This is a genomic window from Aeromonas sp. R2-1 (assembly GCF_040908425.1).
Taxonomy (GTDB): Bacteria; Pseudomonadota; Gammaproteobacteria; order Enterobacterales; family Aeromonadaceae; genus Aeromonas; species Aeromonas caviae.
Map to the genome: position 1 here is coordinate 40,120 of NZ_JBFODR010000007.1, position 25,317 is coordinate 65,436.

22 protein-coding genes and 1 tRNA gene are annotated in these 25,317 nt (G+C 60.8%); 16 read left to right on the top strand and 7 right to left on the bottom strand.

What is annotated here, in order from left to right; all coding sequences use genetic code 11:
• From AB5Y80_RS00535 to galE, 13 genes are all read left to right on the top strand, one after another.
• A complete protein-coding gene (locus AB5Y80_RS00535) occupies positions 1-429 on the top strand; it encodes a nuclear transport factor 2 family protein (RefSeq protein ID WP_010673320.1) in 429 nt (142 codons plus the stop codon).
• Complete coding sequence (locus AB5Y80_RS00540) at positions 426-1,160, top strand: SDR family NAD(P)-dependent oxidoreductase (RefSeq protein ID WP_323940405.1); 735 nt, start codon at positions 426-428, stop codon at positions 1,158-1,160. Before AB5Y80_RS00535 ends, AB5Y80_RS00540 begins: the two co-directional genes overlap by 4 nt.
• Entirely contained in the window at positions 1,157-2,416 is a 1,260-nt protein-coding gene (locus AB5Y80_RS00545) for an NAD(P)/FAD-dependent oxidoreductase (protein ID WP_202015789.1), read from the top strand. Before AB5Y80_RS00540 ends, AB5Y80_RS00545 begins: the two co-directional genes overlap by 4 nt.
• On the top strand, positions 2,413-3,192 hold the full coding sequence (locus tag AB5Y80_RS00550; RefSeq protein ID WP_042017709.1) for a DUF1365 domain-containing protein: 780 nt from the start codon (positions 2,413-2,415) through the stop codon (positions 3,190-3,192). Before AB5Y80_RS00545 ends, AB5Y80_RS00550 begins: the two co-directional genes overlap by 4 nt.
• 106 nt (positions 3,193-3,298) lie before the next feature.
• Positions 3,299-4,555 carry a cyclopropane-fatty-acyl-phospholipid synthase family protein gene (locus tag AB5Y80_RS00555; RefSeq protein WP_010673324.1) on the top strand — a complete coding sequence of 419 codons (1,257 nt, stop codon included), beginning with the start codon at positions 3,299-3,301 and terminating at the stop codon, positions 4,553-4,555.
• Positions 4,556-4,557: 2 nt separating this feature from the next.
• Positions 4,558-5,037 (top strand): DUF2878 domain-containing protein, encoded by a 480-nt coding sequence (locus AB5Y80_RS00560; RefSeq protein ID WP_045523634.1) that lies wholly within the window; start codon positions 4,558-4,560, stop codon positions 5,035-5,037.
• Positions 5,034-5,252, top strand: a complete 219-nt coding sequence (locus AB5Y80_RS00565; RefSeq protein ID WP_010673326.1) for a TIGR02450 family Trp-rich protein — start codon at positions 5,034-5,036, stop codon at positions 5,250-5,252. Before AB5Y80_RS00560 ends, AB5Y80_RS00565 begins: the two co-directional genes overlap by 4 nt.
• Complete coding sequence (locus AB5Y80_RS00570; RefSeq protein WP_164882099.1) at positions 5,209-5,751, top strand: chalcone isomerase family protein; 543 nt, start codon at positions 5,209-5,211, stop codon at positions 5,749-5,751. Before AB5Y80_RS00565 ends, AB5Y80_RS00570 begins: the two co-directional genes overlap by 44 nt.
• Positions 5,752-5,762: 11 nt before the next feature.
• Positions 5,763-6,305, top strand: a complete 543-nt coding sequence (locus tag AB5Y80_RS00575; protein ID WP_080768134.1) for a DUF3833 domain-containing protein — start codon at positions 5,763-5,765, stop codon at positions 6,303-6,305.
• Between the two features lie 130 nt (positions 6,306-6,435).
• A complete protein-coding gene (locus AB5Y80_RS00580) occupies positions 6,436-6,903 on the top strand; it encodes a Dps family protein (RefSeq protein ID WP_010673329.1) in 468 nt (155 codons plus the stop codon).
• Positions 6,904-7,139: 236 nt separating this feature from the next.
• Complete coding sequence (gene hcp / locus AB5Y80_RS00585; protein ID WP_223942915.1) at positions 7,140-8,789, top strand: hydroxylamine reductase; 1,650 nt, start codon at positions 7,140-7,142, stop codon at positions 8,787-8,789.
• Positions 8,790-8,889: 100 nt separating this feature from the next.
• Entirely contained in the window at positions 8,890-9,909 is a 1,020-nt protein-coding gene (locus AB5Y80_RS00590) for an FAD-binding oxidoreductase (protein ID WP_368172399.1), read from the top strand.
• Between the two features lie 85 nt (positions 9,910-9,994).
• Entirely contained in the window at positions 9,995-11,020 is a 1,026-nt protein-coding gene (gene galE / locus AB5Y80_RS00595; protein WP_104454618.1) for a UDP-glucose 4-epimerase GalE, read from the top strand.
• A gap of 118 nt (positions 11,021-11,138) precedes the next feature.
• On the opposite strand, the gene AB5Y80_RS00600 is transcribed toward galE, so the two are convergent.
• Positions 11,139-11,888, bottom strand: a complete 750-nt coding sequence (locus AB5Y80_RS00600) for a DsbA family protein (protein ID WP_104451745.1) — start codon at positions 11,886-11,888, stop codon at positions 11,139-11,141.
• A 198-nt stretch (positions 11,889-12,086) separates the two neighbouring features.
• Here AB5Y80_RS00600 and AB5Y80_RS00605 point away from each other — a divergent pair.
• Positions 12,087-12,174: transfer RNA gene (locus tag AB5Y80_RS00605), tRNA-Ser, on the top strand.
• 94 nt (positions 12,175-12,268) lie between these two features.
• Here the strand turns inward: AB5Y80_RS00605 and AB5Y80_RS00610 are convergent.
• The 6 genes from AB5Y80_RS00610 to AB5Y80_RS00635 form a co-directional block, all read right to left on the bottom strand.
• The gene (locus tag AB5Y80_RS00610) at positions 12,269-12,964 is read right to left on the bottom strand and encodes a family 16 glycosylhydrolase (RefSeq protein WP_080560416.1); all 696 of its coding nucleotides are present in this window, start codon (positions 12,962-12,964) and stop codon (positions 12,269-12,271) included.
• A gap of 240 nt (positions 12,965-13,204) precedes the next feature.
• Complete coding sequence (locus AB5Y80_RS00615; protein WP_010673336.1) at positions 13,205-13,516, bottom strand: PTS lactose/cellobiose transporter subunit IIA; 312 nt, start codon at positions 13,514-13,516, stop codon at positions 13,205-13,207.
• Positions 13,517-13,526: 10 nt separating this feature from the next.
• On the bottom strand, positions 13,527-14,906 hold the full coding sequence (locus tag AB5Y80_RS00620; RefSeq protein ID WP_010673337.1) for a glycoside hydrolase family 1 protein: 1,380 nt from the start codon (positions 14,904-14,906) through the stop codon (positions 13,527-13,529).
• A gap of 57 nt (positions 14,907-14,963) precedes the next feature.
• Positions 14,964-16,316: a PTS cellobiose transporter subunit IIC gene (locus tag AB5Y80_RS00625; protein ID WP_010673338.1), complete on the bottom strand. Its 1,353-nt coding sequence runs from the start codon at positions 16,314-16,316 to the stop codon at positions 14,964-14,966.
• A gap of 27 nt (positions 16,317-16,343) precedes the next feature.
• Positions 16,344-16,649, bottom strand: a complete 306-nt coding sequence (locus AB5Y80_RS00630) for a PTS sugar transporter subunit IIB (protein ID WP_368172400.1) — start codon at positions 16,647-16,649, stop codon at positions 16,344-16,346.
• Between the two features lie 849 nt (positions 16,650-17,498).
• Entirely contained in the window at positions 17,499-19,850 is a 2,352-nt protein-coding gene (locus AB5Y80_RS00635) for a glycoside hydrolase family 9 protein (protein ID WP_368172401.1), read from the bottom strand.
• A 676-nt stretch (positions 19,851-20,526) separates the two neighbouring features.
• Between AB5Y80_RS00635 and AB5Y80_RS00640 the strand changes: the two genes are divergently transcribed.
• Positions 20,527-23,247 (top strand): glycoside hydrolase family 3 N-terminal domain-containing protein, encoded by a 2,721-nt coding sequence (locus AB5Y80_RS00640; RefSeq protein ID WP_368172402.1) that lies wholly within the window; start codon positions 20,527-20,529, stop codon positions 23,245-23,247.
• A 93-nt stretch (positions 23,248-23,340) separates the two neighbouring features.
• On the top strand, positions 23,341-25,314 hold the full coding sequence (locus AB5Y80_RS00645; RefSeq protein WP_368172403.1) for a methyl-accepting chemotaxis protein: 1,974 nt from the start codon (positions 23,341-23,343) through the stop codon (positions 25,312-25,314).
• Positions 25,315-25,317: the final 3 nt, after the last annotated feature.

Sequence of the window (25,317 nt, forward strand, 5' to 3'; positions counted from 1 at the left end):
ATGAATGACGCGCTGGCCCGCTTTGTCATCCTCTATCTGCAACTGGACAAGCATCAGTTGCACCGCTTGCCGGAGGTCTATGCCGATGAGGTGCTCTTCATCGATCCTGCGCACCGGATAGAGGGGCTGGCCGCGCTCACCCGCTACTTTTCCTCCCTTTATGAGCGCCTTGCCCAGTGCAGTTTCGAGATAACGAGTCAGCAGCAGTCGGGCAACGAAGCCTGGCTCGCCTGGGTCATGACCTTCTCCCACCCCAGGATTGCCGGTGGTCGGGCCGTCAGGGTGGAGGGGGCCACCCGGCTGACGTTCGACTCCTGGGGCAAGGTGTGCCTGCACCGGGACTACTTCGATCTCGGGGCCATGCTCTACGAGCAGTTGCCGCTGCTGGGGCCCGTGGTACGGGCCATCAAGGGGAGGCTGGGGACATGAGCGGCCGGGTGCTGATCACCGGGGCCACCTCGGGCATCGGCCGCCAGCTGGCGCTGGATTATCGGCGCGCCGGCTGGCAGGTGTGGGGTTGTGGCCGGGACGAGGCGCGCTTGCAGGCACTGGCCGACCAGGGGATCACCCCTTTGCGATTCGATGCGCGCGACAGCGCCGCCATGGCCGGGGTGGCCGCAAGCCTGCCCGCCCTTGACCTGCTCATTCTCAATGCGGGCAACTGTGAATACATGGATCCGGCAGAAGGCTTTGACGGCGCCCTGTTTGCCCGGGTCATCGAGACCAACCTCATCGCCACCGGCAACGCGCTGGCCGCCTTGTTGCCGCGGCTGGGGGCGGGTGGACGGCTTGCCATCGTCAGCTCCTCGGTGAGCTGGCTGCCCCTGCCACGGGCGGAGGCCTATGGCGCCTCCAAGGCGGCCCTCGATTATCTGGCGGATACGCTGCGCCTGGATCTGGCCAGCAAGGGCATCGGGGTGACCCTGATCCGCCCGGGCTTCGTGCAGACGCCGCTCACCGACAAGAATGATTTTCCCATGCCCTGCCTGGTGACGGTGGAAGAGGCTTCCCGCGCCATCATGACGGGGCTTGCCGCCGGTCGCCACCAGATCCACTTTCCCCGTCGCTTCATCTGGCTGCTGCGCCTGCTCGGCGCTCTGCCGACGGGGCTCTGGCTGCGCCTTGGCCGCACACTCGTTTCGAAAGGACGCCCTTCATGAAGAAAAAGATCGCCATCGTCGGCTCCGGTATCTCCGGTCTCACCGCCGGTTTTCTGCTCCACAAGCTGCATGACATCACCCTGTTCGAGGCGGCGCCGACCCTGGGAGGCCACACCGCCACCGTGGAGGTGGAACAGGCTGGGCGCCACTATGCCATCGACACCGGCTTCATCGTCTTCAATGACCGCACCTATCCCAACTTCCTCAAATTGCTGGAGCGCATCGGGGTGGGGCGCCAACCCGCCGAGATGAGCTTCTCGGTCAAGAGTCCCGAGGGGATGGAGTACAACGGTCACAACCTCGATACCCTGTTCGCCCGGCGCCGCAATCTGCTGAGCCCGCGCTTCTATCGCTTCGTCGCCGAGATACTGCGCTTCAACCGGGAGGCGCGGGCCTGGCTGGCCGCGCATCGCCAGCGGGAGCTGACCCCCGAGCTGACCCTGGGGGACTTCCTGCAGGGGGGGAAATTCAGCGACTATTTCGCCCGCCACTACATCCTGCCCATGGGAGCGGCCATCTGGTCCTCCACCCTGGCGGACATGCGTGCCTTCCCCTTGAGCTTCTTTCTGCGTTTTTTCGCCAACCACGGGCTGCTGGAGGTGGCGAACCGACCCCAGTGGTATGTGATCCCGGGAGGCTCGCGAGAGTACATAGGGCCGCTCACGGCGGGCTGGCAGTCGCGCATCCGCCTCGCTACCCCGGTGGAGGCGGTGCGCCGGGTGGCGGATGGCGTCGTGGTCACCAGCCAGGGGCAGGAGGCCCATTTTGACGAGGTGATCTTCGCCTGTCACAGCGATCAGGCCCTCGCCCTGCTGGCGGATGCGAGCGAGGGAGAGAGGGCCATCCTCGGGAACATGCCCTATCAGGCCAACGACGTCTGGCTGCACACCGACGCCTCCTGCCTGCCGATGCGCCGCAAGGCGTGGGCGAGCTGGAACTACCAGCTCGGTGAGGATGACGGGGCGCGCCCCCTGGTGAGCTACAACATGAACATCCTGCAGGGGGTGAGCTCCCCCGCGCCCTTCTGCGTCAGCCTCAATCCCCGTGGACGGGTGGACGAGAGCAAAGTGTTGCGCCGTTTCGTCTATCATCATCCGGTATTCAATCAGGGCTCTATCGCCGCCCAGCAGCGACGGGGCGAGATCTGTGGCCATCAGCATACCCACTTCTGCGGGGCTTACTGGTACAACGGTTTTCACGAGGACGGGGTGCGCAGCGCCCTGGACGTGGCCAGACGCTTCGGGGCCGAGCTATGAGCGGCGCCGCGGCCTTGACGCAAGGGGACGAGGGAATGGGGGAGGGGATCAGCGCCATCTGGCAAGGCTCGGTGCGCCATCGCCGCTTCGCCCCCAGGGCCCATGCTTTTTCATACAGCCTCTTCATGCTGGGGCTGGATCTGGACGAACTGCCCGGGCTTGAGCAGGGGCGCTGGTTTGCCGTGGAGCGGGCCGGACTGCTCTCGTTTCGCCGCGAGGACTATCTGCGGGGCAGCGAAGGGCCCCTCAAGCAGGCGGTCTGGGACAAGGTGGCGGCCCTTGGGGGGGATGCGGAGCCCGGCGGGCGGGTGCTGCTCCTTGGCAACGTGCGCTGCCTCGGGTTTTATTTCAGCCCGGTCAATTTCTACTTCTGCGATCGGGCAGGGGAGACCCGCTACCTGCTGGCGGAGGTCTCCAATACCCCCTGGAACGAGCGCCACTACTACCTGCTGGATCTGGCGGCGCTCTCCCCCCATGACAAGGATTTTCATGTCTCCCCCTTCATGGGACTGGGGATGCGCTACCACTGGCGCATCCGGGCGCCGAAAGAGGAGGCGCTGATCCATATCGAGAGCCACCCCGTATCCGGTGAGAGCAAGCTGTTTGACGCCACCCTGGCCCTGCGCCGCGCGCCGCTGTCGCGCAAGGGGCTGGCGGCGCTGCTGGCTCGCTGGCCCTGGATGACCCTGAAGGTGCTGCTCGGGATCTACTGGCAGGCCCTGCGCCTTTTTATCAAACGCACCCCCGTCTTCACCCATCCGGAGAGCCGCCCGTGACGCTGACACACCCGTTTAATTCCGCTTCCTGGTGTTGTCAGCAGCCCATGGTGCGGGTTCATCCCAACCGAACGATTCCACTCTTGACCCATTCGGAGAGCCGCTAATGGAACTTGCTCAATCAACCCTCTCTGCCTCTTTCATCGACAAGGGGGCCAAGCAACTGCTGCTCAAATTGCTGGCGCGCCTTGAGCAGGGCCAGCTGGTGCTCCACGACGGCAGCGAGTGCCACCGTTTCGGCAAGGCGGGCAGCGACCTGCATGCCGAGCTGGTGGTGCAGGATCCGGCGTTTTATCGCCGCCTGCTGCTGGGGGGCAGCATCGCCGCAGGAGAGACCTGGGTGGAGGGTCTCTGGACCAGCCCGGAGCCGGTGGCACTGGTGCGCCTGCTGGCCCGCAATCTGCCGCTGCTCGACGCCCTGGAACGGCGCCTCGGCTGGCTCAGCTTCCCGTTCAACAAGGTGCGCCACTGGTTCAATCGCAATACCCTGACCGGTTCGCGTGCCAACATCGCCGCCCACTATGACCTTGGCAACACCCTCTATCAGGGCTTTCTCGACGATCACATGCAGTATTCGAGCGCCATCTATCCCCACCCGGATGCCACCCTGGAGGAGGGGCAGCAGGCCAAGCTGCGCACCATCTGTGAGCGGCTTGAGCTTGGGCCGGACGACCACCTGCTGGAGATAGGCACCGGCTGGGGCGGTCTCGCCGTCTATGCGGCCCGTCACTACGGCTGCCGGGTCACCACCACGACCATCTCCCGGGCCCAGCACGACTATGCCAAGGCGTGGATCGAGCGGGAGGGGCTGGGGGATCGCATCACCTTGCTGCTGGAGGATTACCGCAAGCTGGAGGGACGCTATGACAAGCTGGTCTCCATCGAGATGATCGAGGCGGTGGGGCACGCCTTCCTGCCCGACTATTTCCGCCAGTTGTCGCGCCTGCTCAAGCCCGGCGGACGCCTGCTGATCCAGGCCATCACCATCGCCGATCAGCGTCACGCCCAGTATCTGCGCGGGGTGGACTTCATCCAGCGCTACATCTTCCCGGGAGGCTGCCTGCCCTGCGTCTCCCAGATGGCGGGTCTGCTGGCGCGGGAGACCGACATGCAGCTGGTACGGCTGCACGATCACGGCCACCACTATGCCCGTACCCTGGCCCACTGGTGCGAACGCTTCCTGGCGCTGGCCCCAGAGCTGCCCAAGCTAGGTTACAGCCAGGATTTCATCCGGCTCTGGCACTTCTATTTCGCCTACTGTGAAGGGGGATTCTGGGAGCGGGCCATCAGCCTGGTGCAACTGGAGGCTGCCAAGCCGGGGCCCCATGGCTGGTCCGGGGACTTGCCGGCAAGCGGCCGCTGATCATGTGGCAGTGGGCCCACCTGCTGGGATTCAACCTCTACTGGTTGCTGGCGGTGACATGGCAGCAACCGGGCCCGCTGCTCGGGATGCTGCTGCTCCATTTCATCTTCTCCCCCCGCCGTGGGCAGGACTGGCGCCTCATCCCGGTCGCCCTGGCTGGCTGCCTGCTCGACATCCTGCTCTGGCGCCTCGGCCTGTTTCACTTTCCGTCCGGTTTTCCGCTCTGGCTGTTGCTGCTCTGGTGCGGTTTCGCCCTGACCCTCTCCCACGGCCTTCGCTGGCTTCGCCCCTTGCCGCGCTGGCAACAGGGGCTGTTCGGCATGGTGGGGGGCGCCTCCTCCTATATGGCGGGGGCCGCCATGGGGGCAGTAAACTTACCCTGGGGCATCTGGACAAGCGCAGTGCTGCTGGCGGTGATCTGGATGTGGTGGTTACCCGTACTCCTGTGGGTAACGGTCAAGCTGGAGGGTGAGACGAGATGAACACCTTTTCGACCGACACCTTGTTGTTTTCCAAGTGGACCAGGGATGGCCAGTGCGAGCTGGCCGAGCGTTTCTACCTGGTGGTGGCCTGCCAGCGCGATGCCCAGGGGCATCTGGCGAGCGTGGTGATGCAGGATATCAACACCCTGCAGGAACAGGAGATGGACTGGCATGAACTGGAGGATCCCGCCCGTTGGCACATGGGGTGGAACTAGCCTGCTGCTGGCGGCCTTGAGCCTGCCACTGTTTGCGACCGCCCAGAGTGCTGCCGCCCCCTGGCAGGGGCTGCGCACCGTGGGACAGGGGGAGATGCGCTGGCTCTGGTTCAAGCTCTATGACGCCACCCTCTACAGCGAGAGCGGTCGCTATCAGCCGGGGCGCTACCCGCAGGCCCTCAGCATTACCTACGCGAGGGCCATCGAGCGCCAGGATCTGCTGGAGGCGACCGCCGCCGAGTGGCAGCGGCTCGGCCTTGGCAGCGAGAGTGAGCGCCAACGCTGGCTGGCTCGACTGGCCACGCTCTGGCCGGATGTCGCCCCCGGCGACAAGCTGGTTTTTTATGTGGACGAGCAAGGCACGGGCCACTTCTGGTTGCGAGATCGCCTCCTTGGCTCTCTTGATGATCCCGCCTTCGCCCCCGCGTTTCTTGCCATCTGGCTGACTGACGACAGCCGGGATCCCGCTCTGACCCGCCGCCTGCGCGGCCAATCCTGATGGAGTATTCCATGAAGTTCTCTTCCTGGTGGCGTCTTGCCTGGTTGCTGCCCCTGCTGTGGCTTTCTGGTTGCGGCGCGGGTCTTGACGATTATCGCGGCTCCCGGCCGGGCTGGGATCTCGCCCGTTTCTTCAATGGCAAGCTGGTGGCCCACGGCCTGGTGACGGACCGCAGCGGCGAAGTGACCAGTCGCTTTCGGGTCGAGATGCAGGGGCACTGGCGAGAGGGCAAGGGGGAGCTGTTCGAGCAGTTTTACTTCGATGATGGCCGTCGGCAGACCCGCACCTGGTTTTTGAGCAAGGGGGCGGATGGCCACTGGCGCGGCACGGCTTCAGACGTGGTGGGGGAGGCGGTAGGCAAGACAGAGGGCTTTGCCCTCAACTGGCGTTATCAACTCGATCTGGCACTGCCGGATGAGAGCGTGGTGAGGGTGAGCTTCGATGACTGGATGTATCTGCTGGACGACGATCGCCTGATCAACCGCGCGAAGATCAGCAAGTTCGGCATTCATCTCGGCGAGGTGATCCTCTATATCGAACGGCTTGAGCAATGAAAGCCGGTACATTTTTTGCCGACGATAGCCATTGGCTATGGATCGGCAAGGCACAGACGATTGTCCTTTGAGTCTGCTTCTGGATAAGCTGACTCCGTTCCCGATAATGCTTACCACCTGGAGGTGAATCATGAAGAGCCCCATTGGTCTTGATACCGTTCAATCACAAGCTCTGGCCGCCGAGCTCAACAAGCTGCTGGCCAGCTACCAGATCCTCTACATGAACGTCCGTGGCTTCCACTGGAACATCCGCGGCAACCAGTTCTTCGAGCTGCACCTGAAATTCGAAGAGATCTACAACGACCTGCTGCTGAAAGTCGATGCCCTGGCCGAACGCATCCTGACCCTGGATGGGGTGCCCCTGCACAGTTTCAGCGACTACATCCAGGTGTCTGCCATCCCCGAGCAGAAGGGGCTGCATGACGGTCGTGCCTGCGTGGAATCCCTGCTAGCGAGCTTCCGCGAACTGCTGGTTGCCCAGCGCCGCATCCTGGGTCAGGCCGCCGATGCCGGTGATGAAGGGACTGCGTCCATCCTCTCCGACTATGTGCAGCAGCAGGAGAAACTGGTCTGGATGCTGCGCGCCTATCTGGCCTGATGAACCTGGGGCCGGCTGCCCATGCTCCGGCCCGTATCATTGCCCCTGTTGTTGCAAACCCGAGTTGTCTCTCCTTGATTTCCCACCCGCTTGCCGCCCGATTTGGGCGGCTTTTTTCTATTTGATCTACATCAATGAAATGTTAATTGGTAAATTGAATGCCTATTAAGTTTTCCAGGAGGGGAATAGAATCGCCACAAAACAGACAACTGAAATGTCCAATTAGGAGAGGCATGATGTTTTGTGTGCAATGTGAACAGACAATTCGTACCCCGGCAGGCAACGGCTGCGCCTATGCACAAGGCATGTGCGGCAAGACGGCTGAAACTTCTGATCTGCAGGATGTGCTGATCTATACCCTGCAAGGGCTCAGCGCCTGGGCCCTGGCGGCCCGCGAGCACGGCATCGTCGACAGCGAAATAGACGCTTTCGTGCCCAAGGCGTTCTTTGCCACCCTCACCAACGTCAACTTCGACTCCGCTCGCATCGTCGCCTACGTCAACCAGGCGCTGGCCTATCGCCAGCAACTGGCCGCCAAGCTGGCACCGCTGGCGGTGCAGGCCGATACACTGCCCGCCGCGGCCAGCTTCGAGCCGGGTGCCGATCTGCTGGCCCAGCTTGCCCAGGCGCCGCAGACCGCGGTCAACCGGGGCAAAAACGACGTCAACGAAGACATCATGGGGCTGCGCTTGCTCTGCCTCTACGGCCTCAAGGGCGCCGCCGCCTACATGGAACACGCCCGGGTGCTGGATCAGCAGGATGCCGGGGTTGCCGCCGAATTCCATCGCATCATGAGCTGGCTCGGCACGGATCCCTGCGATCTGGATCCCCTGTTCAAGTGCGCCATGGAGATTGGCCTGCTCAACTTCAAGATCATGGAGATGCTGGATCTCGGTGAAACCACCGCCTTCGGCCACCCCGAGCCGACCCAGGTACGCGTCACTCCGGTACCGGGCAAGTGCATTCTGGTCTCCGGTCACGACATGGTGGATCTCAAGCTCATCCTGGAGCAGACCAGGGGCACTGGCATCAACGTCTACACCCATGGCGAGATGCTGCCGGCCCTGGCCTACCCCTTCTTCAAGCAGTACCCGCACCTGGTGGGCAACTACGGCTCCGCCTGGCAGAACCAGCAGAAGGAGTTTGCCAATTTCCCGGGCGCCGTGGTGATGACCTCCAACTGCATCATCGACCCGAACGTGGGCAACTACAGCGATCGCATCTTCACCCGCTCCATCGTCGGCTGGCCCGGTGTGACCCACCTGGAAGGGGACGATTTCTGTGCCGTTATCGCCAAGGCGCAAGCGCTGGAAGGCTTCAAGCACGTTGAGCTCGAGCACTTCATCACCATCGGTTTTGCCCGCAACGCCCTGATGCAGGCCGCTCCCGCAGTGATCGACAAGGTCAAGGCTGGCGAAATCAGCCACTTCTTCCTGGTGGGGGGATGTGACGGCGACCGTGCCGAGCGCGCCTACTACACCGAGTTTGCCAAGGCGATCCCGCAGGACAGCCTGCTGCTGACCCTGGGCTGCGGCAAGTACAAGTTCAACAAGCTCGATTTCGGCGACATCGGCGGCATTCCCCGTCTGCTGGATGTGGGTCAGTGCAATGATGCCTACTCCGCCATCCAGCTGGCCCTGGCGCTCGCCGACGCGTTCGAGTGCGGCGTCAACGATCTGCCCCTGACCCTGGTGCTCTCCTGGTTCGAGCAAAAAGCCATCGTCATTTTGCTCACCCTGCTGGCGCTCGGCGTGAAGGACATCCGCACCGGCCCGACCGCCCCGGCCTTCCTCACCCCGGCCCTGCTCAAGGTGCTGGAGGAGCAGTTCGGCCTGAAAGGAACCACCACGGCAGACGCGGATCTCGCCGAGATCCTGGCGGCCTGAGCAAAGACACAGCCTTACACGCTCAGCATGTTGTAAGCCTTTGGCGAGCCTGATGGCTCGCCTTTTTTCAACGCTATTTCCGAGCAAGAGGAGCCTTGCGATGACCTCCACCTCTTTGAGCCTGCGCTGTATAGGTCGCCAGGCAGAGACCCACGACGTGGCGAGCTGGCAATTTGAACCCCTGGCTGGCGACCTGCCCTCCGTGCTGGCCGGTCAGTGCGTCACCCTGCACACGATGATTGACGGCCAGCCTCACTGCCGCGCCTACACCCTCTCCTCCAGCCCGCAGGATCCTTTCTGGCAGGTCACCATCAAGGATGTGGGGCTGGTCTCTCACCATCTGCACCAGAGCCTGCAAGTGGGGGACGAGATCCGGGTAGACGGCCCCTTCGGCGACTTCCACCTGACTGCTTTGCCCTGCGAGCGGCCGCTGCTGCTCAGCGCCGGCTCCGGTATCACCCCCATGTGGGCCATGCTGCGGGACGAGCTCGCCAAGCGGCCGGACGCCGATATCCGCTTTATTCACAGCGCCAGAACCCCCGGGGATGTGATCTTCGCGAGGGAACTGGCTTCACTGGCCGAGGAGCATGCCGGTGTGCGCCATGCTTTAGTGCTGGAGAAAGTAGGGGAAGAGGCGCCAACGGCTCATCCCTGGGTTGGCCGGCTCACACCGGGGATGCTCAAGGAACTGGCGCCGGATCTCTTGAGCCGCCATGTCTATCTGTGTGGCCCAGCCCCCTACATGACCGCCGTCTGCACCATGCTGGCGGAGCTGGGACTGCCGGCAGCACAGTTGCACCAGGAGTCATTCGGTCTGCCTGCTGTTACATCGGGCGCGGCTCCAGTTGAGGTCGATAGCGACCACTTCTGGCTGACCCTGAAAAAGAGCGGCAAGAAAGTGAAGATACTGCCTGGCCAGACCCTGCTGGCGGCACTGGAGGGGGCGGGGGAGACCATGATGGCCGCTTGCCGCGCCGGGGTGTGCGGCGCCTGCCGCTGCACCACGGAAGGCGAAATCGAGCGCCAGAGCGTGATGACCCTGAGCGCGCAGGACCTCGAGAACGGGGTGGCGCTGGCCTGTTCCTGCACCGCCAGAGGGGATGTGAGCCTGGAGTATTGACGGGCGTCATTGGTATCCCGAGCTTTTCCCGGGCGGGTCGTGCGGGTAGACTCAACCCCAGTTTCAGCAAAGTACGGGATAAAAAATGACAATTCTGGTGACGGGGGGAGCCGGTTACATCGGTTCCCACACCCTGGTCGAGCTGCTTGGTACCGGGCAGCAGGTCGTAGTACTGGACAACCTCTCCAACGCTTCCCCCGAATCGCTCAAACGGGTCGAGCGGATCACCGGCAAGCCGGTCACCTTCGTGGAAGGGGACATTCTGGACAGAGCTTGCCTGCAGCGGCTGTTTGCCGAACACAAGATAGCATCCGTGATCCACTTCGCCGGCCTCAAGGCGGTGGGGGAATCCGGCCAGATCCCGCTTACCTACTATCAGAACAACGTGACCGGCACCCTGGTGCTGTGCGAAGAGATGGCCAGGGCCGGCGTGTTCCGGCTGGTGTTCAGCTCCTCGGCCACCGTCTATGGGGATCCGGCCTCGGTACCCCTGCGGGAAGATTTCCCCACCAGCGCCACCAACCCCTATGGCCGCTCCAAGCTGATGGTCGAAGAGATCCTGCGTGACCTCTCCAAATCCGATCCTCGCTGGGCCATTGTGCTGCTGCGCTACTTCAACCCGGTGGGGGCTCACGAGAGCGGCCTCATCGGTGAAGATCCCAACGGCATCCCCAACAACCTGCTGCCTTACATCAGTCAGGTTGGCGTGGGCAAGCTCAAGGAGCTGGGGGTCTTTGGCAACGACTACCCGACGCCGGACGGCACCGGGGTGCGCGACTATATCCACGTGGTGGATCTCGCCATCGGTCACCTCAAAGCGTTGGCCCGCATCAAGAGTGATACCGGCGTCTTCACCTATAACCTCGGCACCGGTCAGGGCTATTCCGTGCTGGAGATGGTCAAGGCGTTCGAGGCAGCCAGTGGCCGTGCCATTCCCTACCAGATCAAGCCCCGTCGCCCCGGCGATATTGCCGAGTGCTGGGCTGAACCGGCCCTGGCCCGTGACGAGCTGGGCTGGCAGGCCGAGCGGGGGCTGGAGCAGATGATGATCGATACCTGGCGCTGGCAAAGCCAGAACCCGAACGGTTATGGCCCTGCTGCGAAGCCGTGATCAAGGGTCATGCGCTGCTCTTCGCCTTGCTGACAGCTTCTCGCGACCTGATGGTTTGCAGCCTGAATAGCAAAACGCCCCGGCATGCCGGGGCGTTTTTTCATGAACAACGCGCGGGTTACTGGATGCTCTTGCCGGCGCGGACATCCTTGATGATGGCCTTGAGGCTGGCCAGATCCCGCGGTGCGCCGCGCAGGATCTGATCGCCGATGATGAAAGCCGGGGTGCCGGAAATGGCCATGGCTTCGGCCAGCGCCCGGTTGGTACCCAGATTCTGATCGATGCTCCCGTCCTTGATCTTCGCCTCTACCTTGCTCCAGTCCACGCCGGCGGCCCTGGCGACGTCTTTCACCTGGGCTTCGTCGGAGAGGGGCCCCTGATGGGCGTACAGCTTGTCGTGGAAGGTCTGGTATTTGTCGGGCTGGCCGAGCTTCACCGCCAGCGCCGCGCGGGCGGCATAGTAGGAGGTTTCGCTCAGGATGGGGAACTGCTTGTAGATGTAGCGGATCTCCTTGTCCTCAGAGAGCAGTTGCTGAATGAGAGGATGAGCGCGCTTGCAGTAGCCGCAGTTGTAGTCGAAGAACTCCACCACCGTCAGGCTGCCCTTGGGATTGCCGCTCTCGGGATCCTGGTTGGCGAAGAGCTGCTTGGCATGGGCTTCTATCAGCGTCTTGTCGTTCTCGGCCTGCTGGCTCTCCTGCTTGGCACGCAGGGCGTTGGACATCTCGACCAGGATCTCCGGATTCTTGACCAGATAGTCGCGCACGATCTGCTCGACATCGCTCTTGGTCAGCTCGCTCGCCTGCACGGGCGCCGCAAGCAGGGTCGCGCCGGTCAGGGCGGCGAACAGGGCATGTTTGATTCTCATAAGTCCATCTTGCTGGGGATGTGGTAGTGGCCCCTATAGTGGGTGAGTCTGTTTTCAAGTCAAGCCATACGCTTGAAAAAGCACGGTTTGCAGCGGTTTTGCCGGTTTTGTGCGCCAGATAGCCCAATAAATGGGCAAACAAACGGAGTGGGGATTTACAAGGGCTGGGGGCATGGGTAATATGCGTCGCACTGCTGCGGAGGGGTGGCAGAGCGGCTGAATGCACCGGTCTTGAAAACCGGCGATGGGCGACCATCCGTGGGTTCAAATCCCACCTCCTCCGCCATCCATATAGCCCAACTGATTTATTCAGTTGGGCTTTTTTGTGTCTTCGGTTTTGGGTATGCCGCCGTGTGCCCGGATTTAGTTGACCATCGCGATCACTCCCAGGGCGTCACATTGGCGTACTTGTATTTGGCGTAGACGGGCTGGCCGTTGTAGGAGCTGGGCGGGAAGCTCGGGTTGGCGCTGATCCAGTTATTCACAAACGTTTGCATCCAGCTGGTGACGGGGCGGCTCTCGCGGCGCACGCTCACCCATTTGTTCTGGGTACGGCTGAAGACCTGCCAGGTGACTCCCGCCTCGTCGATGTTGAAGGCGTAGCGCTCCATGTTCCAGATGGAGATACCGTACTTGCCCAGGTCGATGTCCTGGGGATACTGACGCCCCTGGATCCAGACGTTGGTATGGAGCAGGTTGGTGCCCCCCATCAGCTCGATGTCGACTTCATAGTGAGAGCTGGTGCCTGCATCTCCGGTATAGGTAAAGAAGGAGCTGATGGTGCCGGGCACCGATCCTGCCTGCATCTGCACCTCATAACGACCCTTGCGGGTGTAGTTGTAGGTTCGCAGCTCAGCGCAGCTCTTGTTTCCTTTGTCGGATTTCGCATGGAGGATGGCCGTGCCGGACTCCATCCAGACGTTGGCGGCGCGCCAGGTGCAGTCAAATTCTGACCCGCCATTGCGCCAACCATCAGAGACCTGCCAATCCTGATTGCTCCACCACCATGCCGATGCCTGAGTGGAATATAATCCTCCCGCCATCAGCAATACTGACATCAGTCCAAGTTTACGCATATTATCCACATTCCTGTGTGTTTATTAATGAGTGTTTTATTGATGACTACAAGCAGCATCAGAATAGCCATAAACAGATGTTGAAACTTATACTGGTATCGCGTCATGACAGTTTCATATTTTTGAAATTGCCTGAAAAAGGTATGAAAGACATGACGGCTGGCTGGTATAACCAGAATAAAAAAAGCCACCGTATATAACGGTGGCAAAAGCACGGACTCCCGATCCGATGAGTTAAAATCAGCTGGCTTGGCGGCGATAGATCTCGACCAGTTCGGTGGCCAGTTCGCGGCACAGAATGGAGGTCATCAGGTGATCCTGGGCATGTACCATGACCAGTGTCATCTTGGTCTTGCCTTCGCCCTCATCGGCTTCAATCAGTTTGGTTTGTACGGCATGGGCAGCCTTCCCCGCGTCGGTGGCCTGGAGCAGCAAGGCATCCGCTTCGCTGAACTGGCCAGCACGAGCTTGACGCAGGGCTTCGAAACAGAGACTGCGAGATTGGCCGGCATTGACGATGATGCCCATGACTGCTTCTTCAAGATCCATCATTTATGACTCCTTAAAATCCATTATTACGAGAGACGTTGGCGAACCATTCACCACTTTTCTTGACGGTGCGCTGCTGGCTTTCCAAATCAAGGCTGATGAATCCATAACGGTTCTTGTAGGCATTCATCCAGGACCAGTTGTCAATAAAGGTCCACAGGTGATAACCACGGCAATTACTTCCTTCGGCAATGGCGGTATGAATCCATTGGAGGTGGCCGCGAATGAAGTCGATACGATAATCGTCTTTTACCTGACCATCTTCACCAATGAATCTGTGTTCCCCTTCGACACCCATACCATTTTCAGAGATATAGCTTGGGATATTTCCATAGTTGTCGCGCAGGTTGATCAATATGTCATAAATACCGCGCTCATATATTTCCCAGCCGCGATAAGGATTCATTTTGCGGCCTGGCATCTCGTAATTCTCGAAGAACCAGTCAGGCAGGAAAGGGGAGTCCGGATTGATGGCCGTCATGCGTGCCTTCACTCGCCGCGGCTGGTAGTAGTTGATGCCGAGCAGATCGATCTTGCCGGCGGCCAGCAGTTCGCAGTCGCCGCTTTGCACCACGGGCATCTGATCGTGCTCGCGCAGGATATCGATCAGCTCCTGGGGATAAACCCCCTTCACCGCAGGATCGAGGAAGGCACGGTTGAAGAACAGGTCGGCAATGAACGAGGCCTTCAAGTCTGCCGGGTTTGAAGAGCGCGGATAGGAGGGGGTCAGGTTCAGGACGATGCCGATCTGGCCGGGCAGGGAGAGTGTGCGATAACGCTTCACCGCCAGACTGTGGGCCAGCATCATGTGATAGGCCACCTGGGCTGCCCGTTTGAAGTCCATCTGGTTCGGGTAATGGAAGTCATACAGATACCCTCCTTCCACTACCACAACGGGTTCATTGAAGGTCATCCAGCAGGCGACGCGATCACCGAACAGTTTGAAGCAGAGCGCTGCGTACTCGGCATAGGCCGCCACGGTTTCGCGGCTCTCCCAGCCACCCTGCTCCTGCCAGTACATCGGCATGTCGAAGTGGAACAGGCCGATGAAGGGTTTGATCCCCTTGGCCAGCAGCTCATCGATAACCTTGTTGTAGAAGTCGACGGCCTCCTGATTGACGGTGTGGCCATCCGGCAGCAACCGGGCCCAGGAGATGGATGTGCGGAAGCTGTTGTGGCCAATCTGTTCCATCAATGCGATGTCTTCACGATAACGATCGTAGAAGGTGGAGGTGTTGGCCGGGCCAACCTGACCGTGGAAACGGTGTGGCTCCGTCTCGAACCAGTGATCCCAGATGGTCGGTGCCTTGCCGCCCACATTGGCAGCTCCTTCCGATTGTGCGGCCGACGAGGCGCTACCCCACCAGAAGCCTTCGGGGAATGTATATTGCATTGCAGTTTCCTCTTGATGACCGGCGTGCAGGCGGCGTGGCGCCCGCACGCCTGGCGCTTACGCCTGACTCTGAATCGGTGTGATTGTGTCTGCTTTTTCTGATCTGGCGGCTTCTTCCGCTTCAGCCGTCTCGGCTTCCTGCTTGAGCAGGGTGCGTTCGTAAGCCCGCACGAAGGGGTAATACATCAGGGCGGAGATCCCCATGCAGATGAAGCACATGATGACCGGACTGAAGGCCCAGTTGGTCGCCCAGGAGGCGCCGATGGGGGCCGGCGTGGTCCATGCGGTCAGCATCACGACCTTCTCAACCAGACCCAGATCCACCGCGAACCAGGCCAGGATGGCGTTGATCACCGGCACCAGGATGAAGGGCAGGAAGAAGACCGGGTTCATGATGATGGGAGCACCAAACAGGATCGGCTCGTTGATGTTGAAGAACCCGGGGACCACGCCCATTCGCCCTATGGTGCGCAGGTGCACGGCACGGCTGCGCATCAGCAGGAATGCCAGTGGCAAGGTGGAGCCCACGCCGCCGATAAACAGGAAGTGATCCCAGAAACCGGGCAGGAAGGTGTGGGGAATGGCTTGGCCGGCGGCCAATGCGGCCTGGTTGCTGGCCAGGTTTGCCATCCAGAAGGGGTTCATGATGCCGGTGACGATCATGGTGCCGTGGATGCCGGCAAACCAGAGGATCTGGCACAACAGCACCGCCAGCAAGACGGCAGGCAGGCTGTCGGAAGCCGCCACCAGCGGTTTGAGCATGGACATGATCGCCTCGGGCAGGATCATGCCAGTGGTTTCCTGCAGCAGCATGTTGAAGGGGTGCAGGGTCAGGATAATCGCCAGGACCGGGATCAGCACCTCAAAGGAGCGCGCCACTCCCATCGGCACCTGCTCGGGCAGACGGATGGTGATGTTGTTGCGCTTGAGCCAGGCGTAGACCTCGGTCGAATAGATGGCACAAATGAGTGCGGTAAAGATGCCCTGACCGGAGAAATACTGGGTGGAGATGGTGCCGTCTTTATATTGCGCCGCCACCAGCATGAACGACATCAGCGACAGCAGGCCCGTGGTGATGGGGTCCAGGGAGTATTGTTTGGCCAGGCTGGATGCGACGCCCACCGAAATGAAGACCGTCATCAGCCCCATGCTCATGTTGAAGGGCAACATGAGTTCGGCACGATAGGTGTTGGAAAAATCGAGCCAGGCTCTGGCAAAGCCCCAGGTGGTTTCGCTGGAGATGGGTGGAAAAATGAAGACCAGCATGAAGCTGCCGACGATCATGAACGGCAGCGCGGCAATAAAACCGTCACGGATGGCCAGAACATAGCGTTGCTGGCCCAGTTTTCCTGCCAATGGGCCGATCCGTTGTTCGATCAACTTGACCAGCATCCCATAGAGTGAACTCATAGTGTGTGTCCTTCCTTGTGAGCACGCTTAACCAATCAGGGAGAGGGCGTAGTCCAGCACCTTGTCGCCGCGCTGCATGCCGTAATCCATCATGTCGATAGGTTGTACCTTGATGCCGTGAGCCGCCGCCTTGGCTTGCAACTCCGGTTGCATGTACTTGATCTGCGGTCCCAGCAAGATCACCTGGTAATGGGGCATCTGGTCATCGAACTCCGATGCGCCAAAAGCCTTGATCTCGGCAGCCAGGCCCCGTTTTTCGGCTTCTACCAGCATTTTTTTCACCAGCAGGCTGGTGGACATCCCGGCAGAGCAGCACAACATGATTTTTTTCATGATCATTCCTCAGTTATTAAGCTGGGCTCACTATAGATCGATGCAACAAAGTGGGAAATCGATTTCACGAATAGGGTTTTGTAATTGTGATCGCGATCACTTGATGGATATTTGATATAAGGTATATAAAATAAAATATCGTTATTTATCAGTTAATTATGGTTGTTTTTATGATGTGGTTTACGCCATGTTTATTCGATTTGGCATTTTGAAATATCGATTTCAAATCTGTCGTGGTTTTCATGCTGCTCCTGCACCCCTGCACCCCTGCATGATGCAGAGGGCGCTTTCGGCATGGTGCCGATCCGGCGCCCATGCCAGCAATCCTGGATAACCGAGCCCATCGCCGTGCTCCTTCCCCCCCTGGTGGCAGGGGGTCATGGTGGCGGCTAAGGGGCTCTGTACAGTGTCTTGCTCAGATGGCGGGCTCAGCCTGGGGTTTCCTTGTGGTTCTCGCTGAGGGTCACGAAACCCGATTCAGGAGCCGGGTATCCTGCTGTCCCGCCTTCTTCGCGCGGGGGGCACTGTAGAAGAGGCGGGGGGCGGGTGATGCCCAGTTGGCGTCAGCAGATCTGATGGCAAATGAGGGATCAAGTGGATGCGCAAATAAGGTGGCCAAGAGACGGACATGTAAATGACAGGGTTGCGAAGGTGCGGTCAGATGAAATGATCGATAAGAGAGGGTTCTGCTGCCGTCAGCCTCTGAATGATGATGGAAAAGGGAAAAGGGAAAAGGGAAAAGGAAAACGTAAAGCTGAGGGTGGCGACCGGTGCGGGAGCTGTCCTGGGCAAGAATGGCAGGGGAGTAAAACAATGCTCCGTCACGGGGACGGAGCATTGGAAGGGTGATCAGCGGGTCAATCCACCTTCATCCAGTACACTGACCGTCCAGAAGAAGGGGGCATTCCAGTTGACGGTGACCTCGTTCAGCGTCCAGGCACCAATCTCATCTTTCCAGCAGGTCTGGCCGGTACACTTGCCCTTGAGGGTGGAGGCAACGGGATCGCTGAAGTTGATGGAGTTCGGCCCGCCCGAGAGTACACCTGGCGGAACCAGGGGAGACGCGGGGTCGATGGGGTGAGCCCAGAACCTGTGGTGCGGATTCTTCAGCGGACGGCTGCCGTAGCCCGACACATAGGACTGGTCGAGGGGGTTGCGGCCGAGCACATAGTCCATGGCATCGGACATGGCCTGCAGGTATTTGCGCTCTCCCGTGAAGTCATGGGCCAACCCGAGGAAGATGCTGCGGTTCATCAGGTTGGAGTTGGAGCCCCAGGGGTATTCGGTCGCCTGATAGGGGATAAGGTAACCCTCCGTCGCCACGCTCTTCTGGTAGCCGTCAGCTGCGGCGATGATAGCGGCGCGCGCCTTCTCCACTTCCTGTTTGCCCAGTTTGTTGGGCACCATGGCCAGCGTGATGGTCCCTGCGCTGCTGAGATCCTGCCAGTAGAGATCACCGCTTGCGCTGCGATCCCCCTTGGGGGCGGCCAGATAGAGAGGGGACTGCTGGACGGCCTGCTTGTACTCGGCTTTGCCGGTGGTGGCAAACAGCTCGGCGGCAGCCCAGTAGAATTCGTCCTTCAGGTTGGTGTCATCATAGGGACCGGATCCCACAAAGTTGTCATAGGCATAGACGTCCGGATGGCGGTTGGCCGCCTTCCAGGCTCGTTCTGCTGCCTGCAGGCTGCGCTGTGCGAAGGCCGGATCCAGATCCTTCCATACGCGAGCAGACTGGGCGGCAGTGGCCGCCAGGTTCAGAGTCGCAGCCGTGCTGGGGTGGCTCAGGAAACGGGGTTGTGGATCCTTGTGGGGCGGGAGCGGCATCCCGGTCCAGGCTTCGTCGGCGACCTTGTGGAAGACCATGCCGGAGGCATCGATCTCGGTCAGTTTCAGGCTGTCGAGCTGCTTGGACTGATCGCCTACCGGCACCCAGGCCTTCTTGCCTTCGGGCACCTGCATGGCGAGGAAGAACTCCATCATCCAGCGGGACTCGTCCAGCAGATCGTTGTAGCCGTTGTGCTGTTCCGGGATCTTGACCTTGCCGTCGGCAAAGGCGCTCTTGTCACCCTCTTTCGCCAGCTGCTCCCGTTCATAAAGGTTCATCAAGGTCCATACCGAGATCCCCCCGTTGACCACGTACTTGCCCTGATCGCCAGCGTCGTACCAGCCGCCGGTCACATCCAGCGTGAAGTCACAGCCAGGCCACTGGTTGCCCTTGGCGTCCTGCTTGTTGAAGCAGGTTACGTTCTCGGGCTTGTGTCCTGCCGGGCGAACAAGGTCGGGGCGCTGGACATATTTGGCTTCGATGTCGATGCCGCTACGCTGCTGATAGAAGAAGGAGAGGGCATCGAATTTCATGGTGTGATAGATGTCATCGCCGATGCTGAACGGATGACTCTTCTGGCCGGCGACCTCCAGTACCAGGCCGGTGCCCGGGGTGGTGACCTGACTGAAGTCGGCAATCTGTACGTTCTCGCCGGATGCGGCATTCAGGCCAAAGGGCGTGGTCTTGCCTTCCGCGATGGTCTCACCCTGGGCATTGCGCAGGGTCCAGGGGAGCGCGTCCTTGCTGTCGGTGGCGATGGTCGCCCGTTTCAGAGCCTTGCTCAGATAGCCGACCTGGTTGACGCGCACGCTGCCCAGCTCCGATTTCTTGATCAAGGAGGGGCCCGATAGCGTGGCTTCACCGATACAGACAGTGGTCGGTGTCTGGGTGCCCATCTGAAGTTGGAACTGGGTCTTCTCGTCAGTGGCAGAAGGTGTGAACTGGATATCGAACGGTTTGGGCGTGCTGCCGAGGGCGAGGTCCTGCACCATGTAGTTGGTGTAGGGGGCGCCATCATGCTGGATCAGGGCCTTGACGTTGATGTCGCTCTTGGCCATGGCAGTGAAATGGAGTTTGTAGGTTTGCCCCTGCACCAGGCCGAGATTGGACTGACCCAGGATGACATCCCAGGGATTGGAGCCCGACTCGGTGAAGGTGATACAGCCCATCTGGTTCTCGGCGTTCAGGGTCCCCCCGGCCGTCCACCATCCATCGGTTCCTTGGAAGCCCCCATTGGTCAGCAATTCACCCACAGGTCCGGCAGATGCCGAGGAGGTCGCTGAACCAGATGCTCCTGCGCTGGGCAGGGAGCAGCCATGCAAGCCAATGACGCAAGACATGGCAAGCGTCAGGGCACTAAGCCGAGATGTTTTCATTGTTACCCCTTTGATCACAGACGGAAATAATGGCGTCGATTTTCGCACTCACGCAGAAAATGACCGAGTCATCCTGCGGCCCGCATTTCACTGTCAAGATTCACACACAATCCTTGAGTGGAAATCGATTTCACGATTCAGGTAACAGTAAATTTTTTGGCAGATCAAGTTTGCTTTTATGAAATGTGATGGAGACGGCAAATTTTCGTTTATTGATATATTCATGCACTTGAATTGAATTCCATTGAATCCTTTCAACATTCCTCTGACTCCCCAGCCGTTTGGCCATATCGGTGTCGTTCCAGGCAGCTCATGCGGCAAATCAATGTGATCGATTGCATTTAAATTATTGTTTTAATTTTATTTTTTTGGTCTTCCTGCAATGAGTCTACCCGTTCTCTCTGTTCCTTCCTGGGTATTCTGCTGATGAGACAAGCCCCCGAGTTTGTGAGTTGCATCACTATTTTCTCTTTCAGCGGGATCTTTGTCATGGCATGACAAAGATACTGCTGGAATGACGAAGAGATTTCTGTTTACCATTTAATATTCTTGCAATCGATTTCAGGTTCGACTGTTTTTCAAGACGACTCGCCATGAACGATGAGTCCAGGCGATGAACGAGAACATCCGGAGAGTCATAAGGAAAATGCGTAAAACTACAGGTCTCACCAGGTCTATGACCTGCCTATTCGTGGGGTGCGGCATCTGGAGTGCCGGGATGGCGGATGAGTTGTCGACCATGCCCTATTTTTCCACCTGGCCGCAGATCCACAGCGCCATTGCCAGGGACGAGGGGATGGAGCGCCAGATCCAGGCTCTGCTTTCCCGGATGACCCTGGAGGAGAAGGTTGGCCAGATGATCCAGCCCGACTTTCGTGAAGTGACACCTGAGGAGGTGACGCGCTACAAGATTGGCTCCGTCCTCAACGGGGGGGGTGGCTGGCCCGGCAACAACAAACACGCGTCGGCCCAGGACTGGGCACACCAGGCCGACACCTATTGGCAGGCGGCGGAAGCGGGCTTTGAGGGCAGGGGGTATCGCATCCCCTTCATGTGGGCGACCGATGCGGTGCACGGCCATAACAACGTCTTCGCGGCGACCCTGTTCCCGCACAATATTGGCCTGGGGGCGGCGCGGGATCCGGATCTCATCTACCGTATCGGCCAGGTGACGGCGCGGGAAGTGGCCGCCACCGGGCTGGATTGGACCTTCGCCCCGACGGTGGCGGTGCCGAGGGATGATCGCTGGGGCCGGACCTATGAGGGCTATTCCGAAGATCCCGCCATCGTCTATCACTATGCCGGCGAGATGGTGCGTGGCCTGCAAGGTTCCGCGACGGATCTGCGCGGCCAGCGCCATGTCATCTCGAACGTGAAACACTTCGTGGGGGACGGCGGTACCCTGAACGGGGTCGACCGGGGTCAGAACTTCTATTCGGAAGAGGACCTGCGCAACCTGCACGCGGTGGGCTACTTCTCGGGGCTGGATGCCGGTGCCCAGGTGGTCATGGCTTCGTTCAACAGCTGGCACAACGAGCTCAACCGCGACGTGCTGCCAGAAGACGGGGTGGAGTACAACGGCAAGCTGCACGGCAGCCGCTATCTGCTGACCGACGTGCTCAAGGGCAAGATGGGCTTTGATGGTCTTGTCGTCTCTGATTGGAACGGTCACAGCGAGATCGCCGGTTGCACCATGGGGAGCTGCCTGCCTGCGGTGCTGGCCGGGGTCGACATCTTCATGGTCACGGCGCGCAAGGACTGGATGGAGTTTCGCCAGAGCCTGCTCGATGACGTGGCGAGCCGGCAGATCCCGATAAGCCGGATCGACGATGCCGTGACGCGTATCCTGCGGGTCAAGATGCGGGCCGGGCTGTGGGAGAAACCCATGCCGTCGGCCCGTGAGCTGGCGGGCAAGCAGGGTGAACTTGGTGCCGTGACGCACAAGGCGCTGGCCCGGGAGGCGGTACGCAAGTCGCTGGTGCTGCTCAAGAACGAGGGCAGGATCCTGCCCCTGAGCCGGCAGAGCCGGGTGCTGGTGGCTGGGAGCGCCGCCAACGATCTGGGCAAGCAGGTGGGGGGCTGGAGCCTGACCTGGCAAGGCAGCGAAAACGGGCGCGGTGATTTCCCCGGTGCCCAGAGCGTGCTGGATGCGGTGACCGCCACCGTCGGTGCGGATCATGTGCAGGTGAGCACGGGATCCGGTGAGTTTGCGGGAGCCAAGCCCGATGTCGCCATCCTGGTCATGGGGGAGGATCCCTATGCCGAGTGGTTCGGCGACATTCCTGACAACAAGACCCTTGCCTATGGGGATCTCAAGAGCAGCTATCACGAGGACCTGTTGACCCTCAAGCGGCTGAAGGCGGCCGGCATCCCCGTGGTGACCGTGCTTTTCTCCGGACGTCCGCTCTACGTCAATGAGGAGCTCAATCTCTCTTCCGCCTTTGTCGCCGCCTGGCTGCCGGGCACCGAGGGGGAGGGGATCACCGATCTGCTGTTCAGGGATGCCAAGGGCAAGGTGGCCCATGACTTCCAGGGACGCCTCTCCTTCTCGTGGCCCTTCAGCAAGTGCGCCACCACCATCAATCGCACGCCCACCCATATCCCGGGCTGGCAGCGTCCAGCCTTCGAGCAGGATCCAGCGGGTGAGTACGCACCGCTCTTCCCCTATGGCTACGGGCTCAGCTACGGCAAGCCTTCCCCTGTGGCGGCCCGGGTCAGCAACCTCAATACCCTGGCCCTGGATAAACGCACCTTCGGCTGCAACGAGAGCGACCCCGCCAAACTGAGCGCCGCTGACAAGGTGCTCGAGCTGTTCGGGCCAAAGGCGGGTGAAGAACACCGTCTGCGCATGGGGGATGCCAGCAACTGGACGGGGACTGAAGTCTCCGGCAACAGCGTGACCGAGATGACCTTCATCAAGGTTCAGCCCATCGACTACCTGCGCCAGCAGGATGCGCGAGCGGTCACCTTCCTCGGGGCGGACAAGCCGGGTGTCGACTCCGGGGCCACGATCCAGTTGCAGACCACCCAGGTCAAGGGGGCGGATCGTCGCACCTACCTGAAGGGCGAGAGCGAGCTGCAGGTGACGCTGCGGGTGCAGCAGGCGCCAGCGGGGGACATGACGCTGGGGCTGCAGTGTGGCTGGCCCTGCGGCAAGTCCATCGAGATTGCTCCGGCCTTGCGCCAGTTGCCCCCGCAGAAGTGGGTGACCCTGAGTCTGCCCCTGCGCTGCCTCGAAGAGGGCATGGACTTCGCGAAGGTCAATACCCCCTTCATCCTGGGCACCAGTGGACAGGCACGCATCGACATGGCGACCGTTCGCTGGGTACCGGCTTCTCTGCTGGGGGCCTCAGGGGAAGTGGTCAGGCTCGATTGCCAGGGCAGGTTGAGTCGATAAGCCGTCAGCCAGATGCACCAGGATGCCTGTCGGGCTCCTGGTGCCTTGATAACCGGCTCCGCCCCGATGCGGAGGGAGAGGTGGGAGAGAAGGATGTCGATCGTACAGCGGATCAGATTGGGCTTTACGCTGCTGCTGGTCCTGTTGCTATTGCTCGGGGCCATCAGTTACCTGAAAACGACCTCCATTCACGGTCGTTTCCAGCAGGTGACCGAAGAGGCGACGCCTCAGGCCCTGACCGCCAGCCGGCTGCACGCCGCGTTGCTGATGGCTGACAGGGACAGCCTGGCGCATCTCGCCATCTGGGAGACGTCGGCGTTCCCCGAGTCCCGTCAGCGTGTTGCCCATGACAAGGTCCGCTATGAGCAGCACATCAAGGCATTCGCGGCCCTGACACTCGATACCGAGAGTGAGCGGCAACTCGCCCGGGTCACCGACCAGGCCCCCCGGCTGTTTACCATCTCTGAGCAGTTGATGAGCCTGCACGAAGAGTCGGTCGAGCTGGAGCGGGTGCTCGCACGGATGCGGAACGATCTGCTGCACCTGGACGACAACTACCGTTCGGCGGCGGACCTGCTGGTGCGTTACACGGCGGGGCGGCGCTCTTTGCAGAACAAGGCGGAGCTCATCACCAGCGGTATTGCACGGGATCTCAAGCTGATCCTGCGTGCCGACGGCAACACGGATCTGGTGGCGCTACAGGGGGTGCTGGCCAAAGACATCGACATTGCGAACCAGCGTCTGGAGCGGATTGTTGTCCCCGATGACGTCAAGGCCAGGTTCACCCGCCATGTGGCGCGCATTCCCCAGCTGGTATTTGGCGACAAGGGGCTGATTGCCACCCTGGTGCGCCGTCAGCAAATCAGCCAGCAACTCCATGGCTTGCGTGAACAGCAGGAGGCGCAGAGCCACCAACTGGGGGAGGTCCTGGACAGGCTTATCGCCATCAGCAACCAGAGCATGCAGGAGGACAGGCTGAGTGCCGACGTCGCGGTTGACAGCGCCCGCACCTGGATCGTGATGGTGGCCCTGTGTTCCGTGCTCATCGCCCTCATTGTTGCCTGGAGTACGGCCCGCAGCATCCAGGTGCCGCTGGGGCGGATCAATCGGGTTCTCGGTCTGATGGCACAAGGGGACATGACGCTGCGAGTACGCTACCCCGCCAGGAACGAGCTTGGTGAGGTCGCGAATTCCATCGACCAGCTGGCCCACCACACCAAGACGCTCCTGATGGAGGTCCAGAGCGGCTCTGAGTACCTGGTGAGCGAGACGCGCAAGACCGCAGAGATCGGCGAGCAGGTGATGTCGCAGGTGCAGGCGCAGAAGGCCCAGACCGATCAGGTGGCGGCCGCCATCTTCGAGCTGGAGACCAGTGCGACCGAAGTGGCGCGCTCGAGCGATCATGTTCGTCGGGAGGTGGGGGAGGCCAATGACGAGAGCCGGCGCGGACGTCATCTGATGCAGGCCAATCGGGATGGCATCGAACAACTGGCGACCGGCATCGCCGGGGCCATGGCGATCACCCGCAAGCTCGAAGGCTACAGCAGCAACATTGGCAACATTCTCGAGGTGATCCGTGGCATGGCTGAACAGACCAACCTGCTGGCCCTCAATGCGGCCATCGAAGCGGCCCGTGCCGGGGAGGCCGGGCGGGGCTTTGCCGTGGTGGCCGAGGAGGTGCGGGCGCTGGCTACCCGTTCACAAGGGGCGACCCAGGAGATCCAGGTGATGATCGACAACCTGCAGGGATGCGCCCGCGATGTGGCGAGCGTGATGGCCCAGAGCCATGAGCAGACCCAGCAGAGTGTGCAGCAGACCCGGGATGTCGAAAGTGCCCTGGCGGGGATCGCCTCGCGCATGGAGGCCATCAAGGAGATTGCGGATCACATGGCTTATGCCGCAGCGGAGCAGATTTCGGTGAGTCAGGGAGTGGCCCAGCACGTGGCGGCCATCGCAGACGTGGTTCACGAGACCGAGCAGGCGTCCCGGGTATCGGCGAGCAGTGGTGAGGTGTTGTCGGGGCTGGCCAGCCAGCAGCAGACTCTGGTGGCCCGTTTCAAGGTGTAGGAG

Coding starts and splice junctions, on each gene's coding strand:
- AB5Y80_RS00535 (WP_010673320.1), top strand. CDS start 1: ATGAATGACGCGCTGGCCCGCTTTGTCATCCTCTATCTGCAACTGGAC.
- AB5Y80_RS00540 (WP_323940405.1), top strand. CDS start 426: ATGAGCGGCCGGGTGCTGATCACCGGGGCCACCTCGGGCATCGGCCGC.
- AB5Y80_RS00545 (WP_202015789.1), top strand. CDS start 1,157: ATGAAGAAAAAGATCGCCATCGTCGGCTCCGGTATCTCCGGTCTCACC.
- AB5Y80_RS00550 (WP_042017709.1), top strand. CDS start 2,413: ATGAGCGGCGCCGCGGCCTTGACGCAAGGGGACGAGGGAATGGGGGAG.
- AB5Y80_RS00555 (WP_010673324.1), top strand. CDS start 3,299: ATGGAACTTGCTCAATCAACCCTCTCTGCCTCTTTCATCGACAAGGGG.
- AB5Y80_RS00560 (WP_045523634.1), top strand. CDS start 4,558: ATGTGGCAGTGGGCCCACCTGCTGGGATTCAACCTCTACTGGTTGCTG.
- AB5Y80_RS00565 (WP_010673326.1), top strand. CDS start 5,034: ATGAACACCTTTTCGACCGACACCTTGTTGTTTTCCAAGTGGACCAGG.
- AB5Y80_RS00570 (WP_164882099.1), top strand. CDS start 5,209: ATGAACTGGAGGATCCCGCCCGTTGGCACATGGGGTGGAACTAGCCTG.
- AB5Y80_RS00575 (WP_080768134.1), top strand. CDS start 5,763: ATGAAGTTCTCTTCCTGGTGGCGTCTTGCCTGGTTGCTGCCCCTGCTG.
- AB5Y80_RS00580 (WP_010673329.1), top strand. CDS start 6,436: ATGAAGAGCCCCATTGGTCTTGATACCGTTCAATCACAAGCTCTGGCC.
- hcp (WP_223942915.1), top strand. CDS start 7,140: ATGTTTTGTGTGCAATGTGAACAGACAATTCGTACCCCGGCAGGCAAC.
- AB5Y80_RS00590 (WP_368172399.1), top strand. CDS start 8,890: ATGACCTCCACCTCTTTGAGCCTGCGCTGTATAGGTCGCCAGGCAGAG.
- galE (WP_104454618.1), top strand. CDS start 9,995: ATGACAATTCTGGTGACGGGGGGAGCCGGTTACATCGGTTCCCACACC.
- AB5Y80_RS00600 (WP_104451745.1), bottom strand. CDS start 11,888: ATGAGAATCAAACATGCCCTGTTCGCCGCCCTGACCGGCGCGACCCTG.
- AB5Y80_RS00610 (WP_080560416.1), bottom strand. CDS start 12,964: ATGCGTAAACTTGGACTGATGTCAGTATTGCTGATGGCGGGAGGATTA.
- AB5Y80_RS00615 (WP_010673336.1), bottom strand. CDS start 13,516: ATGATGGATCTTGAAGAAGCAGTCATGGGCATCATCGTCAATGCCGGC.
- AB5Y80_RS00620 (WP_010673337.1), bottom strand. CDS start 14,906: ATGCAATATACATTCCCCGAAGGCTTCTGGTGGGGTAGCGCCTCGTCG.
- AB5Y80_RS00625 (WP_010673338.1), bottom strand. CDS start 16,316: ATGAGTTCACTCTATGGGATGCTGGTCAAGTTGATCGAACAACGGATC.
- AB5Y80_RS00630 (WP_368172400.1), bottom strand. CDS start 16,649: ATGAAAAAAATCATGTTGTGCTGCTCTGCCGGGATGTCCACCAGCCTG.
- AB5Y80_RS00635 (WP_368172401.1), bottom strand. CDS start 19,850: ATGAAAACATCTCGGCTTAGTGCCCTGACGCTTGCCATGTCTTGCGTC.
- AB5Y80_RS00640 (WP_368172402.1), top strand. CDS start 20,527: ATGACCTGCCTATTCGTGGGGTGCGGCATCTGGAGTGCCGGGATGGCG.
- AB5Y80_RS00645 (WP_368172403.1), top strand. CDS start 23,341: ATGTCGATCGTACAGCGGATCAGATTGGGCTTTACGCTGCTGCTGGTC.